Raw genomic sequence first — 22,907 nt, 5'->3', positions numbered from 1 at the left:
ATGGTGAGGAGCCTCCCTCCCGGACATGGGAGGCGAGAGCGTCAGCGACGGCCATGCAAGCACGGTGCTGCCACACCTTGTGGCGCATACTACCCAAAAGCAATTTCCATACATGAGCCCATACGTCGCCGCTTAAATCCATGCAAGATGAGCCTTTGCCCCTCTGGTTGCCGCAACTGGCCGTGCAGGGCGGCCCCCGATTCCTGCAGATCGCCGATGCCTTGCAGGCAGCCTTGGCAGACGGATCGCTGAAGCCCGGTGACCGCCTGCCTCCACAACGCCGGCTGGCGGCCCAGCTGGATGTGGACCTGACGACGGTCACGCGCGCCTACGACGAAGCCAGGCGCCGCCAGCTGCTGGAGGGACGCGGCGCCAGAGGCACCTATGTCGCGGCGCCCAAGGTGGAGCTGAACGCCGTGCTGGACCTGAGCATGAACACCCCGCCACCGCCGGCTGGCGTGGACCTGGACGACATGTTGAAGCAGGGCCTGTCGCAAGTGCTGATGGGTGCGGATGCCCAGTTGCTGATGACCTACCACCTGGGCGGGGGAAGCGACTCCGACCGCAAGGCGGGCGCCAGGTGGCTGCAGCCCATGTTCGGAGATGTGGATGCCCGGCAGCTGGTGGTCTGCCCGGGCGCGCAGGCGGCGATTGCCGCCCTGGTGCTTGCGCTGACGGAGCCTGGCGATGTGATCCTGACCGAGCCCACCAGCTATCCCGGCCTGCGTGCCGCAGCGGCCCAGTTCGGCCGGCGCATCATTGCGGTGCAAGCAGACAGCCAGGGGATCATGCCCGAGCGGCTTGAGCAGGCATGCCGCCAGCACAGGCCCGGGCTGATCTACCTGAACCCGACGCTGCAGAACCCGACCGCCATCACGCTTGCCGAGGACCGGCGCCAAGAGATCGCCAGCATCGCAAAGCGCTGCCATGTGCGCATCGTCGAGGACGATCCCTACTGGCTGCTGGCCGATGCCCCGCCGCCGCCGATCGCCAGGTTTGCCCCGGAGCAGGTGTACTACATCTCCACCCTCTCGAAGTGCCTGACGCCCGGTTTGCGGGTGGCCTTCGTGCTCCTGCCTGACCCGCACGAGCGCCAGCGTTTCCTGGTCGCGCTGAGATCGTTTGCGCTGATGGCCACGCCGCTGACGGCCGCCCTGGCCACGCAGTGGATCCTCGACGGCTCGGCCGGAAAATTGATGGAAGGCGTGCGCAAGGAGGCGCGCCTGCGCCACCGGATGGCCAGGGATGTGCTGGCCGGCCGGTACAGCGGCGCGGGAGACGGCCTGCATGTATGGCTGGAGCTGCCGAGTTACTGGAGCCCGTCGCAGCTTGCACGTGCGGCCGACAGCGAGGGCATCGCCGTCACGCCGGCGCAGGCCTTTGCCACCGGCGGCGAATCCGTGAATGCCATCCGCATTTCCCTGGGCAGCATCAAGGACCGTGGACGCCTGCAGGCGGGCCTTCAGCAGCTGTCGCATCTGCTTGCGCGCCTGCCCGAGTCGTTCAGCGCCGCCGTGGTTTAGCGGTTCAGCGCGCATCGAGGCGTGAGGCGTTGTGCCGATGGGTTGCCGCAACGGCTCAAGGGGCCCCGGCAACCCGGGGGGTGCACGCCCTTGAAAGCAGGCCTGGTCATGGCTCGCTGGCCGCTCAAGGCTCCAGAGCAAAGTCCACCGCCGCCTGCGCATGCAGGGCGGTGGTATCCAGCACGGGCACAGGGCAATGCTCCTGCTGCACCAGCAGGCTGATTTCCGTGCAGCCCAGCACCATGGCCTGCGCGCCCTGCCCGGCCAGCTGCGCCATGATGCGCTGATACGTGCGCCGCGACTCTTCAAGAATCCGGCCCGCGCACAGTTCCTCGTAGATGATGCGGTGCACCTCGGCGCGGTCTGCCTCCTGCGGCACCAGCACCTCCAGACCCTGCTGCTGCAGCCGCTCGCGCATGAAGGGCTGCTCCATGGTGAAGCGTGTGCCCAGCAGCCCCAACTTCCGGTAGCCGCGTGTGCGGGCTGCGTTGGCTACCGGGTCGGCAATGTGAAGAAAAGGGATGCGCACCGCTGCCGCAATGCGGTCTGCCAGCTTGTGCATGGTGTTGGTGCACAGCAGCACGCCGTCCGCCCCGCCCTGCTGCAGCCGCCGCGCGGCATCCTCCAGCAAGGCGGCGGCGTCGTCCCATCGGCCTTCATGCTGGGCCTGCTCGATGGGGCCAAAATCCACGCTGTACATGAGCAGTTTTGCAGAGCGCAGCGGACCCAGCCTGTCACGCACGCCTTGATTGATGAGCCGGTAGTACTCGGCGCTGGACTCCCAGCTCATGCCACCGATGAGACCGATGACGCGGTGAATTTCCGTGTGGTTTGAGTTCATGCCCGCAGTGTGGGCAGCGGCCGATTTCGCGTCTATCAGGAAATTTCAGTTCAGGAACGCAAGGCAAGGCAAGGGCCATACAAGGCACTACAGCAATGACAGATCACGAACCACCGGGCTTCGAGGTGCAGCTGCTGGGCCGCACGCCCTACAGCAGCCATGACCCGACCCGCCTGCATTCGCTGGGCATCGCGCTGGAGCGCCAGCAAGGCGTGCATGCCATTGCCAGCGATCGCCGCGTCGACTTCGATACCTGGCCCGGGACGGTGGCATGCACGCCGCCGGGCGTCGACGTGTTTTCCGAATCGGCCACGGGCGGCGAGTACCTGGTGGTTCGCTGCACCCAGGCGCATTGGGAACAATGGCTCAGCGAGGGAGCGTCTGCAACCCAGGCACGGCGCGTTGTGACGCCCGGGCAGCGCAGCGCCTTGCAGATGGCGCACCAACTGCGCCAGCTGCTGCTGAGCACCGAACCGGACACGCTGGCCATCGAGCAGGCCGCGCTGTGCTTCATGGCCGGGCAATGCCATGCGCCCACCGCCCGCGTCGAGGCCTTGCGCCCGGTGTACCGCCCTGTCCTGGAGCGCATGGCGGCCGAGTTTGCGCAGCCGTTGAGCATTGCCCAGTTGGCCCGGATGGTCCATCGCACGCCGCTGCAGTTTCTGCGCGAGTTTTCCCAGCTGCTGGGCATGACGCCGCATGCCTTTCTTGTGGAAACCCGCGTACAGGCGGCCCGCTCCATGATGCTGGCAGACACCCATTCCCTGGCGGGTATCGCCCTCGATTGCGGCTTCAGCCATCAGTCACACATGGGCGCCGCTTTCCGCAAGACTCTGGGGTTGACGCCCAGCCAGTACCTGGCCCGCATTCGTCACACGGGCAAGCAATGACCGATGGAGCACCTGAGACAGCCACAGCCAGGACATAGGGCTTGACGGGCTTTCCAGGGAGTGCCGGGCTCTTTCAGCTGCCCGTGTTGGATTTTCATAACTATTGTCAATCCGAACAGACGGACTCGACCTGCTCACTTCAACCGCGCATACTTAAGTCTGTTCTTCTCACTACTGCTTTGGGTTGCAAACGGGGTTGCCACTGAGATTGCAACTGGAGATGCGATTGGGATTTTCTATCGCGCGCAACCACGATTTGCCGCATATCGGTCAATGGAGCTGGTTAATGATAATTCATTCCTTTTATCAATTCATATCGCACCGCTTGGCCATCGCACTCGGAACCGAGGATAGCCAGCCCGCAGGCAGCGTGTGAATTCAATGTGCGTACACATCTGATAGAGCAGATCAACGAAATGACCCTTCGTAAATCCACATTCGCACCTTTGAGCAGAATTTTCGCTTTTGCCATTGAACTGGATGGAGTCGACCGTGTTCTGTCTGTCGTTCGTCGGCATCTCGGCATGGATGTCGCCTTTGTAGCCCGATTCCGGGAAGAGGATCGGGTGCTGGAGCATGTGGACGAGAGCACTGCCGGAGTGATTTTCCAGCATCAGAAGATTCCATTGAGCGAGGGCTATTGCCAGAAAGTCGTCAATGGCGAGTTGCCAGAGTTGATTCCCGACACCTCCCTGTTGGCCGCTGCCCAGGAGATACCGGAAACGCACACCATTCCTATCGGCTCGCACCTGAGCGTTCCCATCCGCCTGGATGACAACCAATTGTTCGGCACCTTGTGCTGCTTCAGCCACCAGCCCAATCCTGCGCTGAATGTGCACGATATGTCACTGCTGCGGGCATTCTCCGATTTATTGGGACTTCATTTCAGTGCGACTTCTGCCGTCCGGCATGCAAGAGACAAAGTGACGCACGAAATTCGACTTGCAATGCAAGGCAATGCGCTGCGCCCCGTATTTCAGCCCGTATACACCATCGCGACCGGCAAGCTGCATGGCTTCGAATGTCTGTCACGCTTTGACCTGGAGCCACGTCGCCCGCCCGACCAGTGGTTCAAGGCAGCGCACGAGGTGGGGCTGGGGCTGGAGCTGGAGCGCCATGCGATCGACACAGCGCTTGGCGCACTTGGCAGCCTGCCCACCGACTGGCTGCTCGCCGTCAACTGCTCGCCGCAGCTGATCCAGTCGGGGCAGTTGCCCAGGCTTCTGGGTTCGGACCGGGATCTCTCGCGCGTGACGCTGGAAATCACGGAGCATGCCGCCGTGGATGACTACAGGGCTTTGGCCGATGCACTGGCGCCGCTGCGGCGCCGGGGCGCGACCTTGGCAGTCGACGATGCGGGTGCCGGCTACTCCAGCATGCGGCACATCCTGCATCTGCAACCAGACATGATCAAGCTGGACATGAGCATCACGCACGATGTCGATACCGACCGCAGCCGCCGTGCGCTGGCCAAGGGCCTCACGAGCTTCGCGCACGAGATAGGAAGCGTGGTGGTTGCCGAGGGTGTGGAGACAGCCGAGGAATTCAACACTCTGGCGAGCCTGGGCGTGGATTTGGCCCAGGGCTACTTTTTTGCCAAACCGATAGGGCCGCAAGAGGCGCTGGCAATGGGCGCTGCAATATAGACCACGATCTTCCTGCAGGCCTCCTCGTCTGGCTGTCGGCCGCCTGTTGGCCGAAATCGCCGAAGGCAGTACCCAGCCACCAATTGACCGAAATCAAGCGCCACCGGCAATTGCGCCCGGCCGTCGCGCACCCGGCGCATAATCTTTCGCATTCTTTCCCCCAGCCCATCCGCCATTGCAGGTCTGCATGCGGCAGGCGCGTCCAGCGGCCATCGCGGCGCTCCAGCATTTCCCCAGACTTCCAGCAAGTGCCTCTCGGCAGGCGGCCATGGGCATGCCTACGGTGAACCCAGATGGAAGTTTTGCAGCAACTCGAACCCCTCATGCGCGAGATCATCGCGCCCCAGGCCGCGCAGATTGACGAGCAGGCGCGCTACCCGCGCGCTGCGCTGGATGCGCTGGCCGCAGCCGGCCTGCTGGGCCTGATCAGCGCCAGCGAGGTGGGCGGCCTGGGCAAGGGCCTGGCCGAGGCGGTACAGGTCATCGAACGCATTGCCCAGGACTGCCCCTGCACGGCCATGGTGCTGACCATGCACTACTGCGGCGTGGCGCTGATCGAGCCCTTTGCCGATGACGAGGTGCGCCGCGACATTGCCGCCGGCCGCCACATCACCACGCTGGCCGTGTCCGAGGCCGGATCGCGCAGCCATATCTGGGCACCCACGGGCACGGCCACCGCCGCTGAAGATGTCATCCACCTGAATGCGCTCAAGAGCATGATTACCTCGGCCGGCGAGGCCGATTCCTATGTCTGGATCTCGCGCGCCACGCAGGGCGATGGCAATACGCTGTGGCTGGTGGACAGCCGCCTGCCGGGGCTGTCCATTCCCGGGCGCTTCAACGGCATGGGGCTGCGCGGCAATGCCTCCTCGCCCATCGAGGCGCGCGATGTGGGCGTGCCGCGCGCCCGCATGCTGGGCGCCGATGGCGAGGGCGAGGCCGTGAAGGGCCGCCACCTGATGCCGTTTTTCCCCACGCTGATCGCCACCACCTCCATCGGCCTGATGCAGGGCGCACTGCGCCGCGCCGTGGCCCATGTGGCGGGCACGCGCTTTGCGGAAAGCGGCAGCTCGCTGGCCGACCTGCCCACCATCCGCGCCTACCTGGCCCGCGCCCAGCTGCGCCTGGAGCAGGCGCGCCTGCTGCGCGACGACACCGTGGCCGCCGTGCAGGCCGCCCGCCCCGACACGCGCACGCGCCTGCTGCAGACCAAGGCCGCCGCCGCCGAAGCCGCGCTGGAGGTGACCGACATTGCCATGCGCGTGTGCGGCGGCGCTGCCTTCCGCAAGGAGCTGGGCATAGAGCGCCTGTTCCGCGATGCGCGTGCCGCCTCGGTCATGGCGCCCACCACCGACGTGATCTACGACATGCTCGGCAAGGCCATGTGCGAAGCCGCTGCCTGAACCTGCGCCGCAGATCCTGTCGATAGCCTCAACCCCCCTCCCCATCCAGCAAAGGACTTCCGAATGACGACAACCGCCCCCGTGATCAAGCTCGGCGCCGTGGCCTACGCCCCCAAGGTGATCACCATCTGGGAAGGCTTCAAGGCGTATTTCATCGAGCGCGGCTACTACTTCGACTACGTGCTCTATTCCAACTACGAGTCGCTGACCGAGGCGTTGATCGCAGGCGATGTGCACCTGGCCTGGAACTCGCCGCTGGCCTTTGTCCGCGCCGACCGCATGGCCCGCGCGCGCGGCCTGCGCGTGGAGTCCATCGCCATGCGCGACACCGACCTGGACCTGCATTCGCTGCTGGTCGTGCCCGCCGACAGCCCCATCCAGAGCGTGCAGGACCTGCGCGGCAAGACCGTGGGCTTCGGTGCGGTGGACTCGCCCCAGGCCACGCTGATCCCGCTGGACCATCTGCGCCAGGAAGGGCTGGTGGCCGGGCGCGACTACACGGCGCGCCGCTTTGACGTGCTGGGCGGCAAGCACGGCGACCACATCGGCGGGGAGCGCCTGGCCGCCGCCGCCATGGTGGCCGGCGAGATACAGGCTTCATGGATGGTGGGCAAGAACTACCAGGCCTTTGCGCGCGAAGGCACGCTGCCGGCCGGCGGCACGCGCGTGCTGGCCACCTCGGGCGCCTTCGACCACTGCAACATGACGGCCGGCCCGCACATCGATGCCGAACGCGCCGCCGCCTTCCGCGACATCCTGCTGGCCATGTCCTGGGACGACGCGGCCGTGCGCCCGCTGCTGGAACTGGAAGGCCTGAAGGTCTGGCACCCGGGCCGCGGCACGGGCTACGGCCTGCTGGAGCGCGCGGTGACGGACGAGGCCTTCTACGACGCCGAAGGCCGCATCACCGTGCAGGACTACCGTTACTGATACGCGCCATGGCCATGCCTGATTTCGACAGCGGCGCCCTGCCCGCCTCCACCCTGCCTGTCATCGACCTGCAGGGCCTGGGCTTCGATGCCGGTGCCCATCTTCTGGTCAAGCACGCGCTGGCCGCCCTGCCCGTGGGCGGGCAGCTGCGCGTGACCGGCAGCGCGCCGGGCTGGCAGGCCCAGCTGTCGGGCTGGTGCAGCGACCAAGGCCACGGCCTGCGCTGGGAGGACGGCGCGGGTGCAGCACAGGCCATGGCCATCGTGGCGCGCGGCAGCGCGCAGTCCGGGCGCTGGCGTGGCGCGGCGCAGACGGGCCGCAGCGATGCACGCGCGGGCGGCGATGCCGTGGCCGCGCAGGCCCAGCCTTTCTGGGGCCTGGCCGCGCGTGGCGCGCAGGTGGAAGCCGGGGCGCCGGCCTTCCATTTCCGGCTCAGCGACAAGCTGCAGGTCTGGACCGACAGCGCCGCCGACCTCTACGCCCAGGCCGTGGCCGCGCAGTGGAATGCCGATACCGACATCGACTGGTGCGATGCACCCGAGCTCCCCGCACCCGTGGAAGACGCCATCGTCCAGCTCATGACCTACATGGTGGAGAACGAGAACGCGGCCCTGCTGGTGCCTGCGCGCTTTCTGGGCCAGCTGCACCCGCACTACCGCGAGCTGCAGGCGGCGCTGGCCATCCAGGTGGCCGACGAGGCGCGGCACATCGATGTCTTCACGCGCCGCATCCGCCGCCACGGCCGCGAGCCCGCCCTGTCCACGGCGGGCGGCCAGGCCTCGCTCAAGAGCCTGCTGGACGAGACGGATTTTTCCGTGGCGGGCTTTTTGCTGTCGGTGCTGGGCGAAGGCACCTTCGTGCACCTGCTGCAGTTCCTGCAGACCGAGGCGCCCGACCCCCTCACACGCCAGATCTGCCGCCTGGCCGCGCGCGACGAGGCGCGCCATGTGGCCCTGGGCATGTCCCACCTGCTGTACCGCCTGCAGCACGAGCCCGGCTTCCAGCACCAGCTGGCCCAGGCCGTGGAGCAGCGCTTCGACAACCTGGCCGGCACCTCGGGCCTGAACGAGGAAGTCTTCGACGCCCTGATCCTCATCGCCGCCGGCGCCCTCACCCCCGAAGCCCTGGCCCGCGGCGCCGCCCGCGTGCAGCAGCTCATGCGCGACATGGCCGACGGCCGGTTTTCCAAGCTGCTGCGGCTGGGGTTTGAGCGTGGGCATGCCGAGCGGCTGGCTTCGCTGCATACGCGCAATTTCATGTAGGCACGAGAAACGGACCCGATGCCCGGTGCCCGATCGCCACAGGAACAGCGCCGGTCAATCCACGATCAATTTGCTGTTGTTCAGCAGCTGCGTGATGATCTGCTCGTCCGTGGTGGCGCCGGAGTACAGCGCCTGCAGATTCACGCCTTCCAGGATGATCTGCTGTGTCTCGGCCGATGCCGAGTAGCCTGCACCCACCGCATGGGAGTCTGCACCGAAGCCGCCCGTGTGGCTGACATGGACCCATGTATCGCCTCCCGTGATCTCGAAGTGCAGGTAGTTGGCCAGGTTGCCTGCGGCATTGCTGGGGCCTGCGGATTCACCCTGCAGCAGGTCGCGCAGGTCCAGTACATCACCGCCTGCGCCGTTGGTTCCCGCTGCCGCCGTGGAGAAGTTCTGGATTCGGTCCAAGGCCGGCGTTCCCGCCGCCCCCTGATCTCCCAGCGACCAGACAAAGACATCCACAAAGCTCTCGCCCGCATCGCCGCCTATCAACAGGTCGTCGCCGGAGCCTCCGGCCAGCAGGTCCGTGCCCGATCCCGCGTTGAGGGTATCGTTGCCGCTGCCGCCGATCAGCACATCGGAGCCCGCGCCCGCCGACAGGTTGTCGTCGCCAGCGCCCCCCATAACGATGTTGTTTCCGCTGCCGGCGTTGATGGTGTTGGCGCCGTTGCCACCGGTGATGTATTCGTTGGCCGAGCTGCCCGTATAGCTGCTGCTCTCGGTCGTGGTGATATCCACGGTCGTATATGAGGCCTTGAGCGTGACCACGGTGGATGTCGATGCCGTGAAGCCGCCGCTCACCTCCGTCGCCGTGACCTGGACCGTGAGATGCGTGGCGCTCGTGGTGTAGCTGCCAGGCAGATTCAGGATGAGATTGGGCAGGTCGGCCTCGGTGAATTGCCAGACACCACCACCCAGGTTCGTACCCGCATTGAAGGACAGATTGGTGGGCAGTCCACTGATCCTGACCGACAGGGTTTCCGAGCCATCCGTATCCACCAGCTTCGTGGTTATCGGAAACCTGACGCTGGTCCCGCCTGTGCCGTGTGCGATGGCCAGCAGGGACTTCAGGACAACGACCGAAGGAGCGCTGGCCGCTCCAACCGACAGATTGACCGTGCCGATACTGGTGCCGCCGCGCCCATCGCTGACGTTGTAGAGAAAGCTGGCCGGTCCTTCGTAGCCTGCAGCGGGCGTGAACAGCACCCCGCCCGCCTGCAATGCAAGGCTGCCATTGACCGGCGAATGAGCCAAGGTGATGGTCAGGCTGTCGCCGTCGGCATCCGTGTCATTGGCCAGCAGCGTGGCAAAGCTGATGCTCCACGGGATGTCCGTGGCAACCATCAATTGATCTGCCACGGCAACCGGTGCATCGTTCACGGGAGTGACCGTGATGGAAACGGTGACGATGTTTCCCATGGCCTGCCCGTCGCTGGCACGGTAGGTGAAGCTATCGGAAACCGTCTCGCTGCCGTTGTGGATATAGGTGAAGGTGCCATTGCCGTTCAGCGTCAGGGACCCGTTCGCCGGACCCGTCACCAGCACCGCGACGAGCGGATTGCCGTCAGGGTCCGTGTCGTTGGCCAGCACGCTGGTTGCACCGCTGGCAAGGACCGTGGCCACAGCGCCCTCGGCCACCACTATCGCATCGGAGACAGACACTGGCGGTTGATTGCCGGAGGGCGCAGCAGCAACCGTCACCGACACGCTGGCCGTGGCAGAACCGCCCCTGCCGTCGCCAATGGTGTAGGTGAAGCTGTCGCTGCCGGTGAAGTTGGCGTTCGGCGTGTAGACCGGATTGCCCGTGACGGCATCCACGACCACGGAACCGTGGGTGCCCTGGGTGATGCCGGAAACGGTCAGGCTGTCCCCATCCGCATCGCTGTCGTTCCCGCGCACGGCGATGGTGACGGATGTATCGGCATCGGTGGTGGCCGTATCGTTGCCGGCCACGGGCACCCGGTTCACGAAAACACTCAGCGTGCTGGACGCGCCGGTCTGCACGGTGTAGCCGATGGCCAGCGGATGGCCGCCGCTGTAGTTCGCATCCGCCTGGAAAGTGAAGCTGCCGTCTGCCTGCAGCGCGAAGGTCCCGCGCCCCCCCACGTTCCGGGAGCTGCCGGCCGCCACGGTCTGGCCTTCATAGGTGAAGCTGGCGACCACGAGCGCCCCATCGGCATCGGAATCGTTGGACAGCACATTGCCCGTGCGCTGCCCGGCCGTGTCCACCTGCACGCTGTCGGGCGCAAGCACGCTGGCATGGCTGCCGTGCGCGGTGGCCGCCGCGTTGGCGCACAGCTGCGCCACATCCACCCAGCAGGAGCCGCCCGCCTCCAGCGTGGTGCCAACCGCGCAGGCGCTGCCGGGACGCGCGGCCGTCGTGGGAATCGTGCCCGGCACGCCCAGCGGAAAGCAGGTGTTCCACACAGGGTCCGTGATACCGGTGATTTTCAGCCGCACCGACGTCTGGTTGCGGTAGACCACGGGCAGGAAGCCCTGCGGCGCGCCATCGGCACCCACCGCTGTCGTCTGCACGGGAACGGTGAGCGTCTCGCCTGCGGCCTGGTTGAAGGCTTCCTGCAATTCCTGAATCTGGGCCTGCACCCGCTCGCCCCAGACCGCCGTGGCTGCGGTCATGACAACAGCACCGCCCATGGCCCAGGCACGCAGGCCGACCAGGGAGATCCGCCCTTTTTGCACACCCCGCACAAGGCAGGCCCCCAAGGCCAACGCCAGCAGCGCAAGAGCGCCAGGGTGGTCCACAGGAATCGCCGCCGGCGCCACGGCTGCCAGCGGTGCCACCGTGATGCTCTGCGCCTGGGCTGCCGGCACGGCACAGGCCACAGCCAAGGCGCCCAAAGCCTGTGCGAGCCCCGTGCCACGGGCAAGGAATTGGATAAGTTGCAGCATGGGTCTGGCCTGGAAGAAAAGATCCGAAGATCCGAACAGGCGGGGAGCGGTCCCCGCCACTGCCTTCAGGCAGGCCACAAATGACTGCGCTGCTGACAATTTCTTACTCTAGACGACGGCCTGCGCAGCGCATATCCCTGAAAGCAGGTAATTGGCAGCTGAGAAGCCTTCCTGGTACACGCCACTTGAAGGCCGTTGGCGTATTGCGTGCGGTTGAACAGCCAGGGGGCGGTGTTGCCAGCCAGCACGGCTGCGTCGGTGTCGCTGTGCAGGGTCTGCGGTTGTCGGCGCCGCTGATCTCGAAGCTGCGCCGGGCGTGCAGATCCCACTGGATACGCTCATAGGCCAGCGGGCTGTAGGTGGCCGCGCTGCCCTGCGTGGCCTTGTTCAGGCCCGCGTTGCTGAGGAATTTTTCTGCACGCAGGTTGCCTGCGTTGTAGCGGTATTGCCGTGATCCTTATCTACGCTGACTAGCTGGTCAGGGCCGCTGTCGCGATAGTTCAGCGTAGTTGCAGCACCAGTGTCCAGATTCTGTGGCTTTTTGCCAGCACTCGATTTACCCCTCTACTTCCTCAAAGGTAGCAAATCTCGACCATCAATTTCATAAATATCGGTACTGAAAACAACTGAGAAATTTTCAGAATTTATGTCAACAACAGCCTTAAAAATAACAAAAACCTCATTTGACGCATTAGATATAACATAACGCTTCGCACCAGTATCAGGATCGGTTTTGACGAGAATATATCCACCATTCCTCTCTTCCCAAGAGTCTCCCGCGCCTAGTACTGACGAAGGAATTCCTGTAAAACAAAATTCCCAAACTCCTTCACTTTTTTTGCAACCTCCATAGTTAGTAGAAGTTCTAAACCAAGAAGGCCAAGTCTCTTTTGGATAAATTCCCAGAAAACCTTCAAAGAACAGTTGAAAAGCCTTATCAAATTCACTAGTCAAATTATCTTTCTTCACTCTAATTTCCCCCATAGATTCTTGACCATTGCTTACGCATAATTTCAGACTGAATGATTGCGTCGTCTGATGGAAGCTGACCGAACGTATGATGCCCGCCGTCACCCCATATAGCGCTACGCTGCTGCCCCATCTGTTGAAGAAATGGTCTATCCGCTGGATCGGGGTTAATAGAATAGCCAGGCGGGTGAGTGTGACCCGACCATTTCCCATAATTACCCGCCAAAAGACCATCTAGCATTTCTTGAGAAACTGATATTTCATTTCCATATCCTCTTATAACTAGTCTCCTGCTGCCCAAAGTGAACATACTATATTCATCACCAGTAACTTGACCAATTGCCCGCAAGTCGTTCATTGAGACGTTTTTCTTTGAGAATTCCCCAATACTTCCTTGCGTCGCTAACTTCTCATGAATTTCAGCTTGACGCCGAGAAAGCATGGTTCCCGGTCGCAACTCGGCCAACTGGCCAGAACTAGCCGTAGCTATTGTATTTTTGGGACCAGATGCGCCTATAGGATCCCTCGCATCGGGCGCCGCATCATTTCCGTCGAACCCCGCCGTCTTGCTCGCCGGCTGCATTTCCATCTTTGCAGCAGACGTCAGCGTATCCGGTTCTTTCAGAATTCTGTGCGTTGTGTCTTTTTGCACATCGACGGTGCGAACTTGCGGCGCTTCTGGCGCCTTCGCCGCCAACACAGGTTCCGCAGCCTGCAACTCCCTCGCCAGCGCCCTGGCAACCACTCGCTCCTTCGCCGCAGCATTGCCCGCACCCGCCAGACCCTTGTCCGCCAGGCTCGCCGCACTCCGGGCCGCTTGGGGCAGGCCTGCGATGGCCAGACCAATTTCACCGGCATAGTTGCCACGCAGCATCGCTGCCGTGAAGGTGTTGCCGTTGGCGTCTTCCGCTTGCGCCTTTTCATCAATGTTGGCGATGGCTTGCCTGACTGCAGAGGGCAGTTGGCCTGCGTTGTCTATGACACCATTGATCAGGTCCAGCCGCTCACTGTTTCTTCTCTGCGCTGCTTCACTGCCAAACAGGCCCAGGTAGCCGTCACCGATGAACCTGGCGGTGTCCAGCGTGCCTTCCACCGCCTTGACGGCGGTGAGCCCGATACCGCCAACCAGGCCACCGGCAATCTTGGTCCCGCAGTCACGCCAGCTGTCGCACTCTCCATTGGGGTCTGTATACCGATACGGGTTGTACCTGCCGTACTGGTACGCACCCCAGGTGATCGGCAGCCTCGCCTCACCCTCCACCGGGTCACGGCTGATGAACTGGCCGCTCGCCGGGTCGTAGTAGCGTGCCCTGGCGTACAGCAGGCCCGTTTCCGGGTCTGCGTAGTAGCTGCCGAAGCTGTGGCCGTTGCTCTTGAGGCCTACGCCCGCGTTGCCGCTGGCTTCGCTGTCCACGCTGCCGTAGGCGCCGTACAGCAGCAGGCTGTCGGCCTTGGCCGTGCCGCCTTCGCTGGCAACGGTAGCCACCAGGTTGCCGTTGCTGTCCGCATGCAGTTGCGTGGTGCTGCTGGTGCTGCCCAGGCCGTTGGCGTATTGCGTGCGGTTGAACAGCCAGGGGGCGGTGTTGCCAGCCAGCACGGCTGCGTCGGTGTCGCTGTGCAGGGTCTGGGTGTTGTCTGTCCCGCGAATCTCGAAGCTGCGGCGGGCGTGCAGGCCATCCCACTGGATGCGCTCATACGCCAGCGGGCTGTAGGTGGCCGCGCTGCCTTGCGTGGCCTTGTTCAGGCCCGCGTTGCTGAGGAATTTTTCTGCGCGCAGGTTGCCTGCGTTGTAGCGGCACTGGGCCAGGGTCTGCGCGCCGCTGCCGTGGTCCTGGTCCACGCAGATGAGCTGGTCCTGGGCGTTCCAGTGGTAGCTGGTGCTGGAGGTGACGGCACCCTTTGTCTGCGCCTGCGTGAGGCGGTTGCCGTTGGCGTCGTAGGTGTAGCTGGTGCTGGCCGCGCCGCTGATCTGCACGAGCTGGTCACGGCCGTTGTAGCGGTAGTCCAGCGTGCCTTCAGGTGCGGAGGCACCGGTTTCCAGGCCGTTGGGGCTGCCGACAGGCGGACCCGTGGCACCGACGGTGGCGACCACGTTCTGCTGAATGCGCCGGCCTCCCGCATCCAGTTGCCAGGTGGTGCGGCGCTCGGGCGTGGTGTGGCTGGTCAGGCGGTCCTGGGCGTCGTAGGTCCAGCTTTCCACGCGGGTGCGGTTGTGGCTGGCGCTGTTGCTGCCTCCGGGCAGATGGGCGCTTAGGGCCGCGCTGCGATTGGCGGCAGACAGGGATTCCGTTCTGCTGCTGCCGACGCGGTTGCCGTTGACGTCGTAGGTGTAGGCGGTGTCCAGGATGGTGTTGCCTGCGCCTGCCGTGGCCTGGGTGCTGCTGGTTTCGCCAGCCACGCGACCGGCCTTGTCGTAGCGGGTGCTGGTGCTGCTGCCATCGGGGTGCAGCAACTGGGTGACACGGCGGGATTTGTCGTAGCTGATGCGGGTGGTGCCGCCTGCCCCGCTCTGGCTGGTGCGGCGGTTCAGGGCGTCGTACTCGATGGTGGTGACGCTGCCGCCCGGGGCGGATGCCGTGGCGGCCGTGGTGCCGATGCGGTTGCCCTGGGGGTCGTAGCTGTGCGTGAGGCTGTTGCCCCAGGCGTCGGTGGCCTTGACGGGCCGGTTGAAGGCGTCGTAAGTGGTGGTTTCGGTACGCGTGCCCTGGCTGTCTGCCTGTGCCTGTGCCTGTGCCTGTGCCTGGGCGGCAGCTGGGGCCAGCTCACGGCCGGGCGCCACTACACCACGCTGCACACCTCGCTGGCCAGTTATGCGCTCACCGGCCTGATCTGGGGCAACGCGGCCAACTATTTCCGCGACGGCACGGTGCTGCGCGCCAGCAATTCGCTGCGCTACCAGTCGCCGAACATGGGCGGCTTCACGGTGCGCGGCATGTATTCGTTCGGCGAGGCGGCGGGCTCCAGCGTGGCCAGCCTGTACGGCGGCTCCGTGGACTATGCGGCCGGGCCCTGGGCACTGGGTGCATCGTGGATGCAGCGGCGTACCACGGCCGTGAATACCGACCGCTATGCGCTGCTGGGCGCAGCCTATGACTTCGGCGTGGCGCGCGCGGCGCTGCTGCTGTCCACGCGGCGCGACGACCTGCCTGCCGCCGCCAGCAGCCAGGGCCGTTTCTACGAGGCCAGCGTGACCGTGCCCATGGGCATGGCGGGGCAGTGGCTGCTGTCCTATGGTGCCTACCATGGACAGGCTCGCGCCCAGAGCGATGCGCGTGCGCTGAGCGTGCGCTACGACCACTCGCTTTCCAAGCGCACCAAGCTCTATGCGGGCGTGGGCCGCATCCACAACGAGGCGGGTGCCGCCTTCACCATCAACACCGCCAGCAATGCGGGGCCGGTGGTCCAGGCAGGCAGCCGGCCCAGCTCGGTGGTGCTGGGCATATCTCACGCATTCTGATTGCCAGCGCCTGCCATGCCGACAGGGCGGCCTGGCGGGAGTCTGGCCGTTGTAACAACCCCATGGAATCCAGGGAATATTTCGCCTATTTGAATGGATTTTTCCAATCAGAAAAAGTCTGTCCAATCAGCGAATTAGGCGATTTGCAAGAGAGAAAGTTTCGCAAAAAGACAAGTGCCTGCGTGATCCGGCAAGAAAAATAAAATCCAAATGTAAACAATTGTTTTTCTGGCCTGTAAGATTCTTCCAGTCAATCAGTGTTTCCCCAGGAGGGTGTTGTGAAGCACCTTGCCGATGCATTCATCTGGAAAATGCATCGCACCCGCCTGGCCATTGATTTTTTCATATAAGCATTCTTACTCATTCAATCTTTTGACGCACCACATCCACGGCCACCAAGATGAGAGCGCATCCAGATTATGGAGAATAATATCCGCCCATCACCAGCAAGCCGATACTGGATATAACAAAATCAGCCGGGCCGAGGAATTGCTACAGGCCTGCAAATGGCCAGAGCCTTCCGTATATCCCCTGCTGGTGCTCAGATATGTGCAGGAAGCACAGGCCATTTTCGAGCTGCACCGCATGCCTGACCGCGTGGTCTCATGCCGTATTGCAGCCGCCTTCATCCATTGCCAGCTGGGCGAAGAGCGCAATGCGATTGCACTGGCCACTGCGGCAATGGCCAATCCCGCGCTGCTGCAGCCGGAATCCATGGCCTGCGCCACCTATGTGAGGGCGCTGGCGCACAGCCGGCTGGGCGAGCTCGATACCGCCTTGCAATTGATCGAAGGCAAGGACCATGATTTCGCATTGATGGCGCCGGGCATCACGCCCTGGCTGTCCGCCCTGATCAATTGGGCCAGGGCGCAGATCCTGTGGAAGATCTATCTCTACAAGAATCACCAGAATCTGTGGTGCGGGCCGCCCCCGGATTCAGGCCTGGTCCAGCTCGGCGCCGCGGCACCTGACAGCGCCGACCTGCAGGCGCTGCTGGAGCGGGTCGGCCGCCAGCTGCCAACGGGCCTGGCCTGGCCCTACAGCGATTTGCTGCAGCTCTCGGTCAAAGGGCTGGATGCGGGCCGCCGCGAGGCCGCTTGCGTGATCCGTGCCATTGAACGCATCGGCGTCCGTCACCAGATCAAGAACCCGCCGATTGCCGGCTGGGCCTGGCTGAGCAGCGCACTGGTGCACTGCAGCAAGCGCCAATATGCCCAGGCCCTGCAGGCGGTGATGCTGGCAAAGTCCACGGCCCAGACCTACCAGCTGGAAGGCCTGTGCCGCAATGCCCTGGTCTACGAGTACCACATACAGGAAACGCAGGGCGATTTTGCAGGCGCCCTGTCCACGCTGAAGGCGCTGAACATCATGCGGCTCAAGAGCATGGCCATCAGCCCCTATCTGGAGAAATCCAGATTCACGGCCATGGACGAGGCACGGCTGCACGATCTGGAACCCGCCTATGTCAAGCGCGCCCTCCAATACATACAAGAAAACCTGGACAAGAAACTACCGATCCAGACCATTGCCGACCATTGCCGCGTCAGCCGGCGCACATTGGAGGTTTCCTTTCGCAACAGCCGGTCGTGCAGTATCGGTGAATATATAAGACAAAGCCGTATCCATCTTGCGGCCGAATCGCTGCTCACCACCGACCAGAGCATAGGACAGATTTCCTCGCAGCTTGGTTATTCCTCGCTCTCATCATTTTCCAGAGATTTCTCCGGACATTATGGAATACCGCCGTCTGTCTGGGTGCGCCATCATCGATTGGCGTGATCCGGATTTTTATGCGATGCAGCCCGATTACGTGGCACGCAGCCATATTGAATACTGAAAGGAATACGCATGAAATACCTGAAAAACATGAAGACGGGCTCCATGTTGGGTCTGGGATTTTCGATTCTGATTGCCATCGCGCTGTCGATTGCGCTGTATGGCCGCGCCCAGCTGGTACAGGCCTCCGATGATGTGGCCTACCTGGCCGACAAGCGGATCACCAGCTTGCTCCGGCTGGTGGAGATCAAGGGCTCGGTGGAGTTCATCTTTCGCGGCGTGCGCAGCATGGCGCTGATGGAGGACGCCGGGGAAAAGAAGCTGGCCAAGGCCGCACTGGATGCACAGCGCCAGAAGATCAGCCAGCTGATGGAGAAATTCCGCGAAGGCCTGAGCACACCGCAGGGCGTTGCCCTGTACGACAACATGAAGAACGCGCGCATTGCCTATCTGCCGCTGCTCGACCAATTCATGGAGGCGGCCACGCGCCACGACCTGCAGGCCGTCTCGGCCATGCTTGGCGAAAGCGGGGAGTTCCGCAAACGCCAGGACGCGTTCTTCAACTCCATCAATGACATCCTGGCCCACCAGCAGGTGCGCGCCACAGAAACGGCGCAGGCCTCCGAGGACAAATCCCTGGCTGCCGGGCGGCTGATGCTGTCCCTGGCGCTGGCCGCATTGGCCATAGGCGCGCTGGTGGGCTGGGCCATCACGCGGCGCATCACGGGCCTGCTGGGCGGGGAGCCCGCCTACGCGGCGCAGATCACGCAGGAAGTCGCCAGGGGCAACCTGGCGGTGGCCGTGGCGCTGCGGCCCGGTGACACCACCAGCCTGCTGGCTGCGCTGAACTCCATGCGCGCCAGCCTGGCAGACATCGTCAGCCAGGTGCGCCACAGCAGCGAATCGATTGCCACGGGTGCCAGCCAGATCGCCTCGGGCAATGCCGACCTGAGCGTGCGCACGGAGGAGCAGGCCGCCAACCTGGAGGAAACGGCTGCCTCCATGGAGCAGATGACCGCCACCATTCAGCAGAACGTGGACACGGTGCGCAGCGCCTCGGGCCTGGCCCGGTCGGCCAGCGCCACGGCGGTGCACGGCGGCGAGGTGGTGCATGGCGTGGTCAGCACCATGGAGGACATCACGCACAGCTCGCGCAAGATCGAGGAAATCATCGGCGTGATCGACGCCATTGCGTTCCAGACCAACATCCTCGCGCTCAACGCCGCCGTGGAGGCCGCGCGTGCCGGGGAACAGGGCAAGGGCTTTGCGGTGGTCGCCTCGGAGGTGCGCTCCCTGGCCCAGCGCTGCGCCAACGCGGCCAAGGAGATCAAGGGCCTGATCAGCGAGAGCGTGGGCAAGGTCGCCGCCGGCTCCCGCCAGGTGGCCGAGGCCGGCAGCACCATGAACGACATCGTCACCCAGACGCACCGCGTGGCCGAACTGATCTCCGACATCGGTGCCGCCACGCAGGAGCAGTCCCAGGGCGTGACCCAGGTCAGCGACGCCGTGCAGCAGCTCGACCAGGTGACGCAGCAAAACGCCTCCCTGGTGGAAGAGTCCGCCGCCGCTGCCGACAGCCTGAACAAGCAGGCGGCGCAGCTGGTGCAGCTGGTCAGCGTGTTCCGCCTGGATGAAAGGGAGGCCCGGGCACAGGCCGTGTCCGCGCCGGTGGCAGCGGCCGGGCTGGCGCGCGCACAGACCGCCAGGCCGTCTCCTGCGCTGGCCCCTGCCGTGCCCCGCCCCGCCAAGCCCTTGCGCGCGGCAGCGGCGGCGGCTTCCAGCGCACCTGTGGCGCTGCCCGCCAGGACCACGGCACCCCGCCGCGCCACGGCAGCCGAGCTGGCGGAGGAGTGGGAGCAGTTCTAGAACAGGCTCAGCGCATCACCAGGCCGCCATCGACGAACAGTACCTGCCCCGTCATGAAGCCGCTCAGTTCCGAGGCCAGGAACAGCACCGGCCCTGCCACGTCTTCGGGGCTTGCCAGGCGGCGCAGCGGCGTGGCGGCCATCAGCGATTCGCGGAAGGACTCGCGCGTGTCCTGCGTGCCCTGCGTGGGATAGACCAGGCCGGGCGCCACGCAGTTGACGCGTATGCCCGCGGGCCCCAGCTCGCTGGCCAGGTTGCGGCTGAAGGCCACCAGCGAGGCCTTGGCCGTGGTGTAGTCGTGGTAGGGCACGACGGGGTGCTCCACCAGGTTGCTGGCAATGTTGACGATGCTGCCCCGCGCGCGCTGGCGCATCTGCGGCAGCACGGCGCGGCAGACGTTGAAGGCCGCGCCCACGGCACCGTCGTACTGGGCCTGGTAGTCGCTCCATTGCAGGTCGTCGAAGCGGCAGCGGCGCTCGGGGTCGAAGGCGTAGGGTTTGAAGGCGTTGTTGACCACGATGTCGATGGCGCCCGCCTCGCGCGCAATGGCCTCTGTCATGGCCTGCACCGCAGGCTGCGAGCCCACATCGGCCTTCACGGCCCAGGCGTCGCCGCCTGACATCTGGCCCGCCGCCTGGCAGGCCGCCACGGTGCGGGCGGCGGCTTCGTCGTTGGACAGGTGGTTGACCACCACGGTGGCACCCTCGCGCGCAAAGGCGATGGCAATGGCCGCGCCTATGCCGCGGCCAGCGCCGGTGACCAGCACCACCTTGCCTTGCAGGCCCAGGGAAGACGGCTGTGCCATCTCAGGCCCCGGGCAGCAGGCTGGTGTCCACCACGTCGGACACCTTGATCTGCCTTTGCACCATGCCCAGCGCGCGGTAGGCGTCGGCGCCCTTTTGCAGGGCGGCCAGGTCGAAGCTGCCCAGCGGCTTGCCGGCCTGCAGCGGCTGGGAAGACGCATTGCGCAGGCGGATCACATCCAGGTTGATGTCGCGCTGCGTGCCGTCGATGGCGTGCTTGCCGGCCAGCGTGGCGGCCTCATCGGGGTTGGCCATCATCCAGGCGGCGCTGTCGCGGTAGCCCTTGAGGAAGGCGCGCAGCAGGTCCTTTTTGTCGCGCAGCGTGTCCTCGCGCACCACGAACATGTCGCTGGAGATGTTGAGGTGGTCGCGCACCTGCATCACATCGACCTCGCCAATGCCTTTGCGCAGGCCCACGGCCAGGCCGGTGTCGGTGGCGGCCGTGGCATCGACCTGGCCCTGCATCAGCGGCGCGAAGTTGAGCAGGCCGGTGACGACGATGGTCACGTCCGACTCCTTGAGGCCGGCCTGGTGCAGCATCACCAGCAGGTTCTGGCGCGTGCCGCTGGACAGGCTGTAGACGCCGATCTTCTTGCCCTTGAGGTCCGCCGGCTTGCGGATGCCGGCCGACTTGAGCGAGACCACGTTGAACACGTTCTGCGGGTAGATGTCGTAGATGGCGACCAGCTTCTCGCCCTTGTCCAGCGCCATGAAGAAGGAGCCGGGGTCGGTGAAGGCCACATCGGCCTGGCCGCTGAGCATGTTGCGGATGGCGTCGCCGCCGCCCGCGCCGGGCAGGTAGGCCAGCTCCACGCCCTGGGCCTTGAAGAAGCCCTTGTCGGGCTCGGCCAGGATGTTGGTGATCTCGCTGATGGGCTTGCTCCATCCGGCCAGGCGGATCTTGCCCTGGGCAGGCGCGGCCGCTGCCGAGGTGCCGGCCAGAGTCAGGCTTGCCAGGCCTGCCAGGCCAGCGGTGGCGCCCAGCAGGCTGCGGCGGGTGAGGAAGGGGGATTGCGGAGTGTGCATGGCGCTTGGGGAAAAGGTTTCGGAAGTGTTCAGGGTGGTCAGGCGGCGCGCGAGCGCAGCAGCCGGCGCTCCAGCACCAGGCAGGCCTGGTACAGCAGCAGGCCCATGGCGGCGATCAGCACCAGGGCCGCAAACATGAGGGTGGTGTCCATCATTCCCTGGGCGGCAATGACCACGGCGCCCAGGCCGCGGCTGGCGCCCATGAATTCGGCCACCACGGCGCCGACCAGGGCCAGCACCACGGCCACGCGCAGGCCCGCAAGAATGGCGGGCAGGCCAGTGGGCAGCTTCAGGCGCAGCAGCGTCTGCAGCCGCGTGGCGCCCAGCATGCGAAACAGCTGCAGGCGCTGGGCATCGACCTGGCGCAGGCCGGTCAAGGTGTTTTCCATCAGCGGGAAAAAGCAGATCAGCGCCGTGATCAGCACCGTGGGCAGCATGCCGAAGCCGAACCACAGCACGAACAGCGGCGCCAGCGCCAGCTTGGGCACGACCTGGCTGACCACCACATAGGGCTTGAGCACACGCTCGAGCAGCTCGGATTCAGCCAGGGCCATGCCCGCCAGCAGGCCGATCGCGCTGCCGGCCGCCAGCCCCAGCAGCAGGGCCTGGAGCGTCGCCCGGATGTGCGGCCAGAAATAGCCCGTGGCCAGCCCCGTCCACAGCGATGCCGCAATGGCCGAGGGCGCCGGCAGCACCAGGGCGGACAGGCCCCATTGCCGCACCAGCAGCTCCCACAGGCCCAGCAGGACCAGCGCCAGCGCGGCGGCCAGCAGGCGGGCATGGAACAAGGACACCGTCATGCCGCCGTCCTGTCCATGGCTGCGCGCACGCGGGCGCAGTGCTCGTTGAACGCCGGCCCGTGGCGCATGGCCTGGGTGCGCGGCGCGGGCAGATCGACCGCCATATCGGCCACGATGCGCCCGCCGTGCATGAGGGCGATGCGGTCGCCCAGGTAGACGGCCTCGTTGATGTCGTGGGTGACGAAAAGCACCGTGGTGCCGCGCTCGCGGCAGGTGCGCAGCAGGTCGTCCTGCAGCTCGGCGCGCGTGATGGCGTCCAGCGCGGCAAAGGGCTCGTCCAGCAGCAGCAGCGGCGGATCGAGGACCAGCGCCCGTGCCAGCGCCACGCGGCTTTGCTGCCCGCCCGAGAGATGGCGCGGATGGCGCTGCGCGTGGCTGGCCAGGCCCAGCTGCTCCAGCAGCGCCAGGGCGCGCTGCTCGTCCTGCGGCGCGGGGCGCCTTTGCAGCGACACGGGCAGCAGCACATTGCCCAGCGCCGTATGCCAGTCCAGCAGCGTGGGCGCCTGGAACATGAAGCCCAGTTGCGGACCGGGCTCGGCCAGCTCGGCGCCACGCAGCAGGATGCGGCCCGACTGCGGCCTGAGCAGCCCCGCCGCCAGCTTGAGCAAGGTGGTCTTGCCGCAGCCGCTGCGGCCCAGCAGGCAGTGGATCTCACCGGCCTGCACGCGCCAGTCCACGCCGTCCACCACGGGCGGGCGGCCCGGGTAGGTGAACACCACCTGTTCGATATCGAGAAACGCCATGCCGTCAGCCCCGTCTGTGATGCCCGTCATGCCCGTTGTGCCCGTCGTGCCGGTGTGCA

Annotated in this window: 17 protein-coding genes; 9 read left to right on the top strand and 8 right to left on the bottom strand. The window is 65.1% G+C overall.

The window, feature by feature from the left end; all coding sequences use genetic code 11:
- Positions 1-140 precede the first annotated feature (140 nt).
- Positions 141-1,523 (top strand): PLP-dependent aminotransferase family protein, encoded by a 1,383-nt coding sequence (locus KDK82_RS06365; protein WP_088164302.1) that lies wholly within the window; start codon positions 141-143, stop codon positions 1,521-1,523.
- 124 nt (positions 1,524-1,647) lie between these two features.
- Here KDK82_RS06365 and KDK82_RS06360 read toward each other — a convergent pair whose 3' ends face one another.
- A complete protein-coding gene (locus KDK82_RS06360; RefSeq protein ID WP_088164301.1) occupies positions 1,648-2,364 on the bottom strand; it encodes an aspartate/glutamate racemase family protein in 717 nt (238 codons plus the stop codon).
- Between the two features lie 95 nt (positions 2,365-2,459).
- Between KDK82_RS06360 and KDK82_RS06355 the strand changes: the two genes are divergently transcribed.
- From KDK82_RS06355 to KDK82_RS06335, 5 genes are all read left to right on the top strand, one after another.
- A complete protein-coding gene (locus tag KDK82_RS06355; RefSeq protein WP_088164300.1) occupies positions 2,460-3,254 on the top strand; it encodes an AraC family transcriptional regulator in 795 nt (264 codons plus the stop codon).
- Between the two features lie 416 nt (positions 3,255-3,670).
- Complete coding sequence (locus tag KDK82_RS06350; protein ID WP_088165441.1) at positions 3,671-4,900, top strand: EAL domain-containing protein; 1,230 nt, start codon at positions 3,671-3,673, stop codon at positions 4,898-4,900.
- A 293-nt stretch (positions 4,901-5,193) separates the two neighbouring features.
- Positions 5,194-6,303 (top strand): acyl-CoA dehydrogenase family protein, encoded by a 1,110-nt coding sequence (locus KDK82_RS06345; protein WP_088164299.1) that lies wholly within the window; start codon positions 5,194-5,196, stop codon positions 6,301-6,303.
- A gap of 63 nt (positions 6,304-6,366) precedes the next feature.
- The gene (locus tag KDK82_RS06340) at positions 6,367-7,233 is read left to right on the top strand and encodes a phosphate/phosphite/phosphonate ABC transporter substrate-binding protein (protein ID WP_013801769.1); all 867 of its coding nucleotides are present in this window, start codon (positions 6,367-6,369) and stop codon (positions 7,231-7,233) included.
- An 8-nt stretch (positions 7,234-7,241) separates the two neighbouring features.
- Positions 7,242-8,495 carry a ferritin-like domain-containing protein gene (locus KDK82_RS06335; RefSeq protein ID WP_088164298.1) on the top strand — a complete coding sequence of 418 codons (1,254 nt, stop codon included), beginning with the start codon at positions 7,242-7,244 and terminating at the stop codon, positions 8,493-8,495.
- A 54-nt stretch (positions 8,496-8,549) separates the two neighbouring features.
- Here the strand turns inward: KDK82_RS06335 and KDK82_RS06330 are convergent, their stop codons facing one another.
- From KDK82_RS06330 to KDK82_RS06325, 3 genes are all read right to left on the bottom strand, one after another.
- Complete coding sequence (locus KDK82_RS06330) at positions 8,550-11,408, bottom strand: midcut-by-XrtH protein (RefSeq protein WP_088164297.1); 2,859 nt, start codon at positions 11,406-11,408, stop codon at positions 8,550-8,552.
- 564 nt (positions 11,409-11,972) lie between these two features.
- Entirely contained in the window at positions 11,973-12,377 is a 405-nt protein-coding gene (locus KDK82_RS31765; RefSeq protein WP_143343396.1) for a hypothetical protein, read from the bottom strand.
- A gap of 1 nt (position 12,378) precedes the next feature.
- A complete protein-coding gene (locus KDK82_RS06325; RefSeq protein WP_143343395.1) occupies positions 12,379-15,156 on the bottom strand; it encodes an RHS repeat-associated core domain-containing protein in 2,778 nt (925 codons plus the stop codon).
- Between KDK82_RS06325 and KDK82_RS32630 the strand changes: the two genes are divergently transcribed.
- The 3 genes from KDK82_RS32630 to KDK82_RS06310 all read left to right on the top strand — a co-directional run bounded on the left by KDK82_RS32630 (position 15,082) and on the right by KDK82_RS06310 (position 19,476).
- Positions 15,082-15,834 carry a porin gene (locus tag KDK82_RS32630; protein ID WP_256974493.1) on the top strand — a complete coding sequence of 251 codons (753 nt, stop codon included), beginning with the start codon at positions 15,082-15,084 and terminating at the stop codon, positions 15,832-15,834. The two genes, KDK82_RS06325 and KDK82_RS32630, sit on opposite strands and share 75 nt — an antisense overlap.
- A gap of 294 nt (positions 15,835-16,128) precedes the next feature.
- Positions 16,129-17,613: a helix-turn-helix domain-containing protein gene (locus KDK82_RS06315; RefSeq protein WP_256974399.1), complete on the top strand. Its 1,485-nt coding sequence runs from the start codon at positions 16,129-16,131 to the stop codon at positions 17,611-17,613.
- Between the two features lie 69 nt (positions 17,614-17,682).
- Positions 17,683-19,476 carry a methyl-accepting chemotaxis protein gene (locus KDK82_RS06310; RefSeq protein WP_088164295.1) on the top strand — a complete coding sequence of 598 codons (1,794 nt, stop codon included), beginning with the start codon at positions 17,683-17,685 and terminating at the stop codon, positions 19,474-19,476.
- Between the two features lie 7 nt (positions 19,477-19,483).
- Here the strand turns inward: KDK82_RS06310 and KDK82_RS06305 are convergent, their stop codons facing one another.
- The 4 genes from KDK82_RS06305 to KDK82_RS06290 are packed head-to-tail and all read right to left on the bottom strand — an operon-like array spanning position 19,484 to position 22,878.
- Positions 19,484-20,281 (bottom strand): SDR family oxidoreductase, encoded by a 798-nt coding sequence (locus KDK82_RS06305; protein ID WP_088164294.1) that lies wholly within the window; start codon positions 20,279-20,281, stop codon positions 19,484-19,486.
- Position 20,282: 1 nt separating this feature from the next.
- The gene (locus KDK82_RS06300) at positions 20,283-21,305 is read right to left on the bottom strand and encodes an ABC transporter substrate-binding protein (RefSeq protein WP_088164293.1); all 1,023 of its coding nucleotides are present in this window, start codon (positions 21,303-21,305) and stop codon (positions 20,283-20,285) included.
- 38 nt (positions 21,306-21,343) lie between these two features.
- Positions 21,344-22,105, bottom strand: coding sequence for an ABC transporter permease (locus KDK82_RS06295; protein WP_012206326.1), 762 nt, complete (start codon positions 22,103-22,105; stop codon positions 21,344-21,346).
- On the bottom strand, positions 22,102-22,878 hold the full coding sequence (locus KDK82_RS06290) for an ABC transporter ATP-binding protein (protein WP_088165439.1): 777 nt from the start codon (positions 22,876-22,878) through the stop codon (positions 22,102-22,104). The genes KDK82_RS06295 and KDK82_RS06290 overlap by 4 nt, the downstream gene beginning before the upstream one ends.
- Between the last annotated feature and the right edge of the window lie 29 nt (positions 22,879-22,907).

The sequence above is a fragment of the Delftia sp. K82 genome, assembly GCF_002193035.1.
Taxonomy (GTDB): Bacteria; Pseudomonadota; Gammaproteobacteria; order Burkholderiales; family Burkholderiaceae_C; genus Comamonas; species Comamonas acidovorans.
The sequence above is the reverse complement of the archived record's forward strand: the minus strand, read 5'-3'. Positions and strand labels throughout refer to the sequence as shown.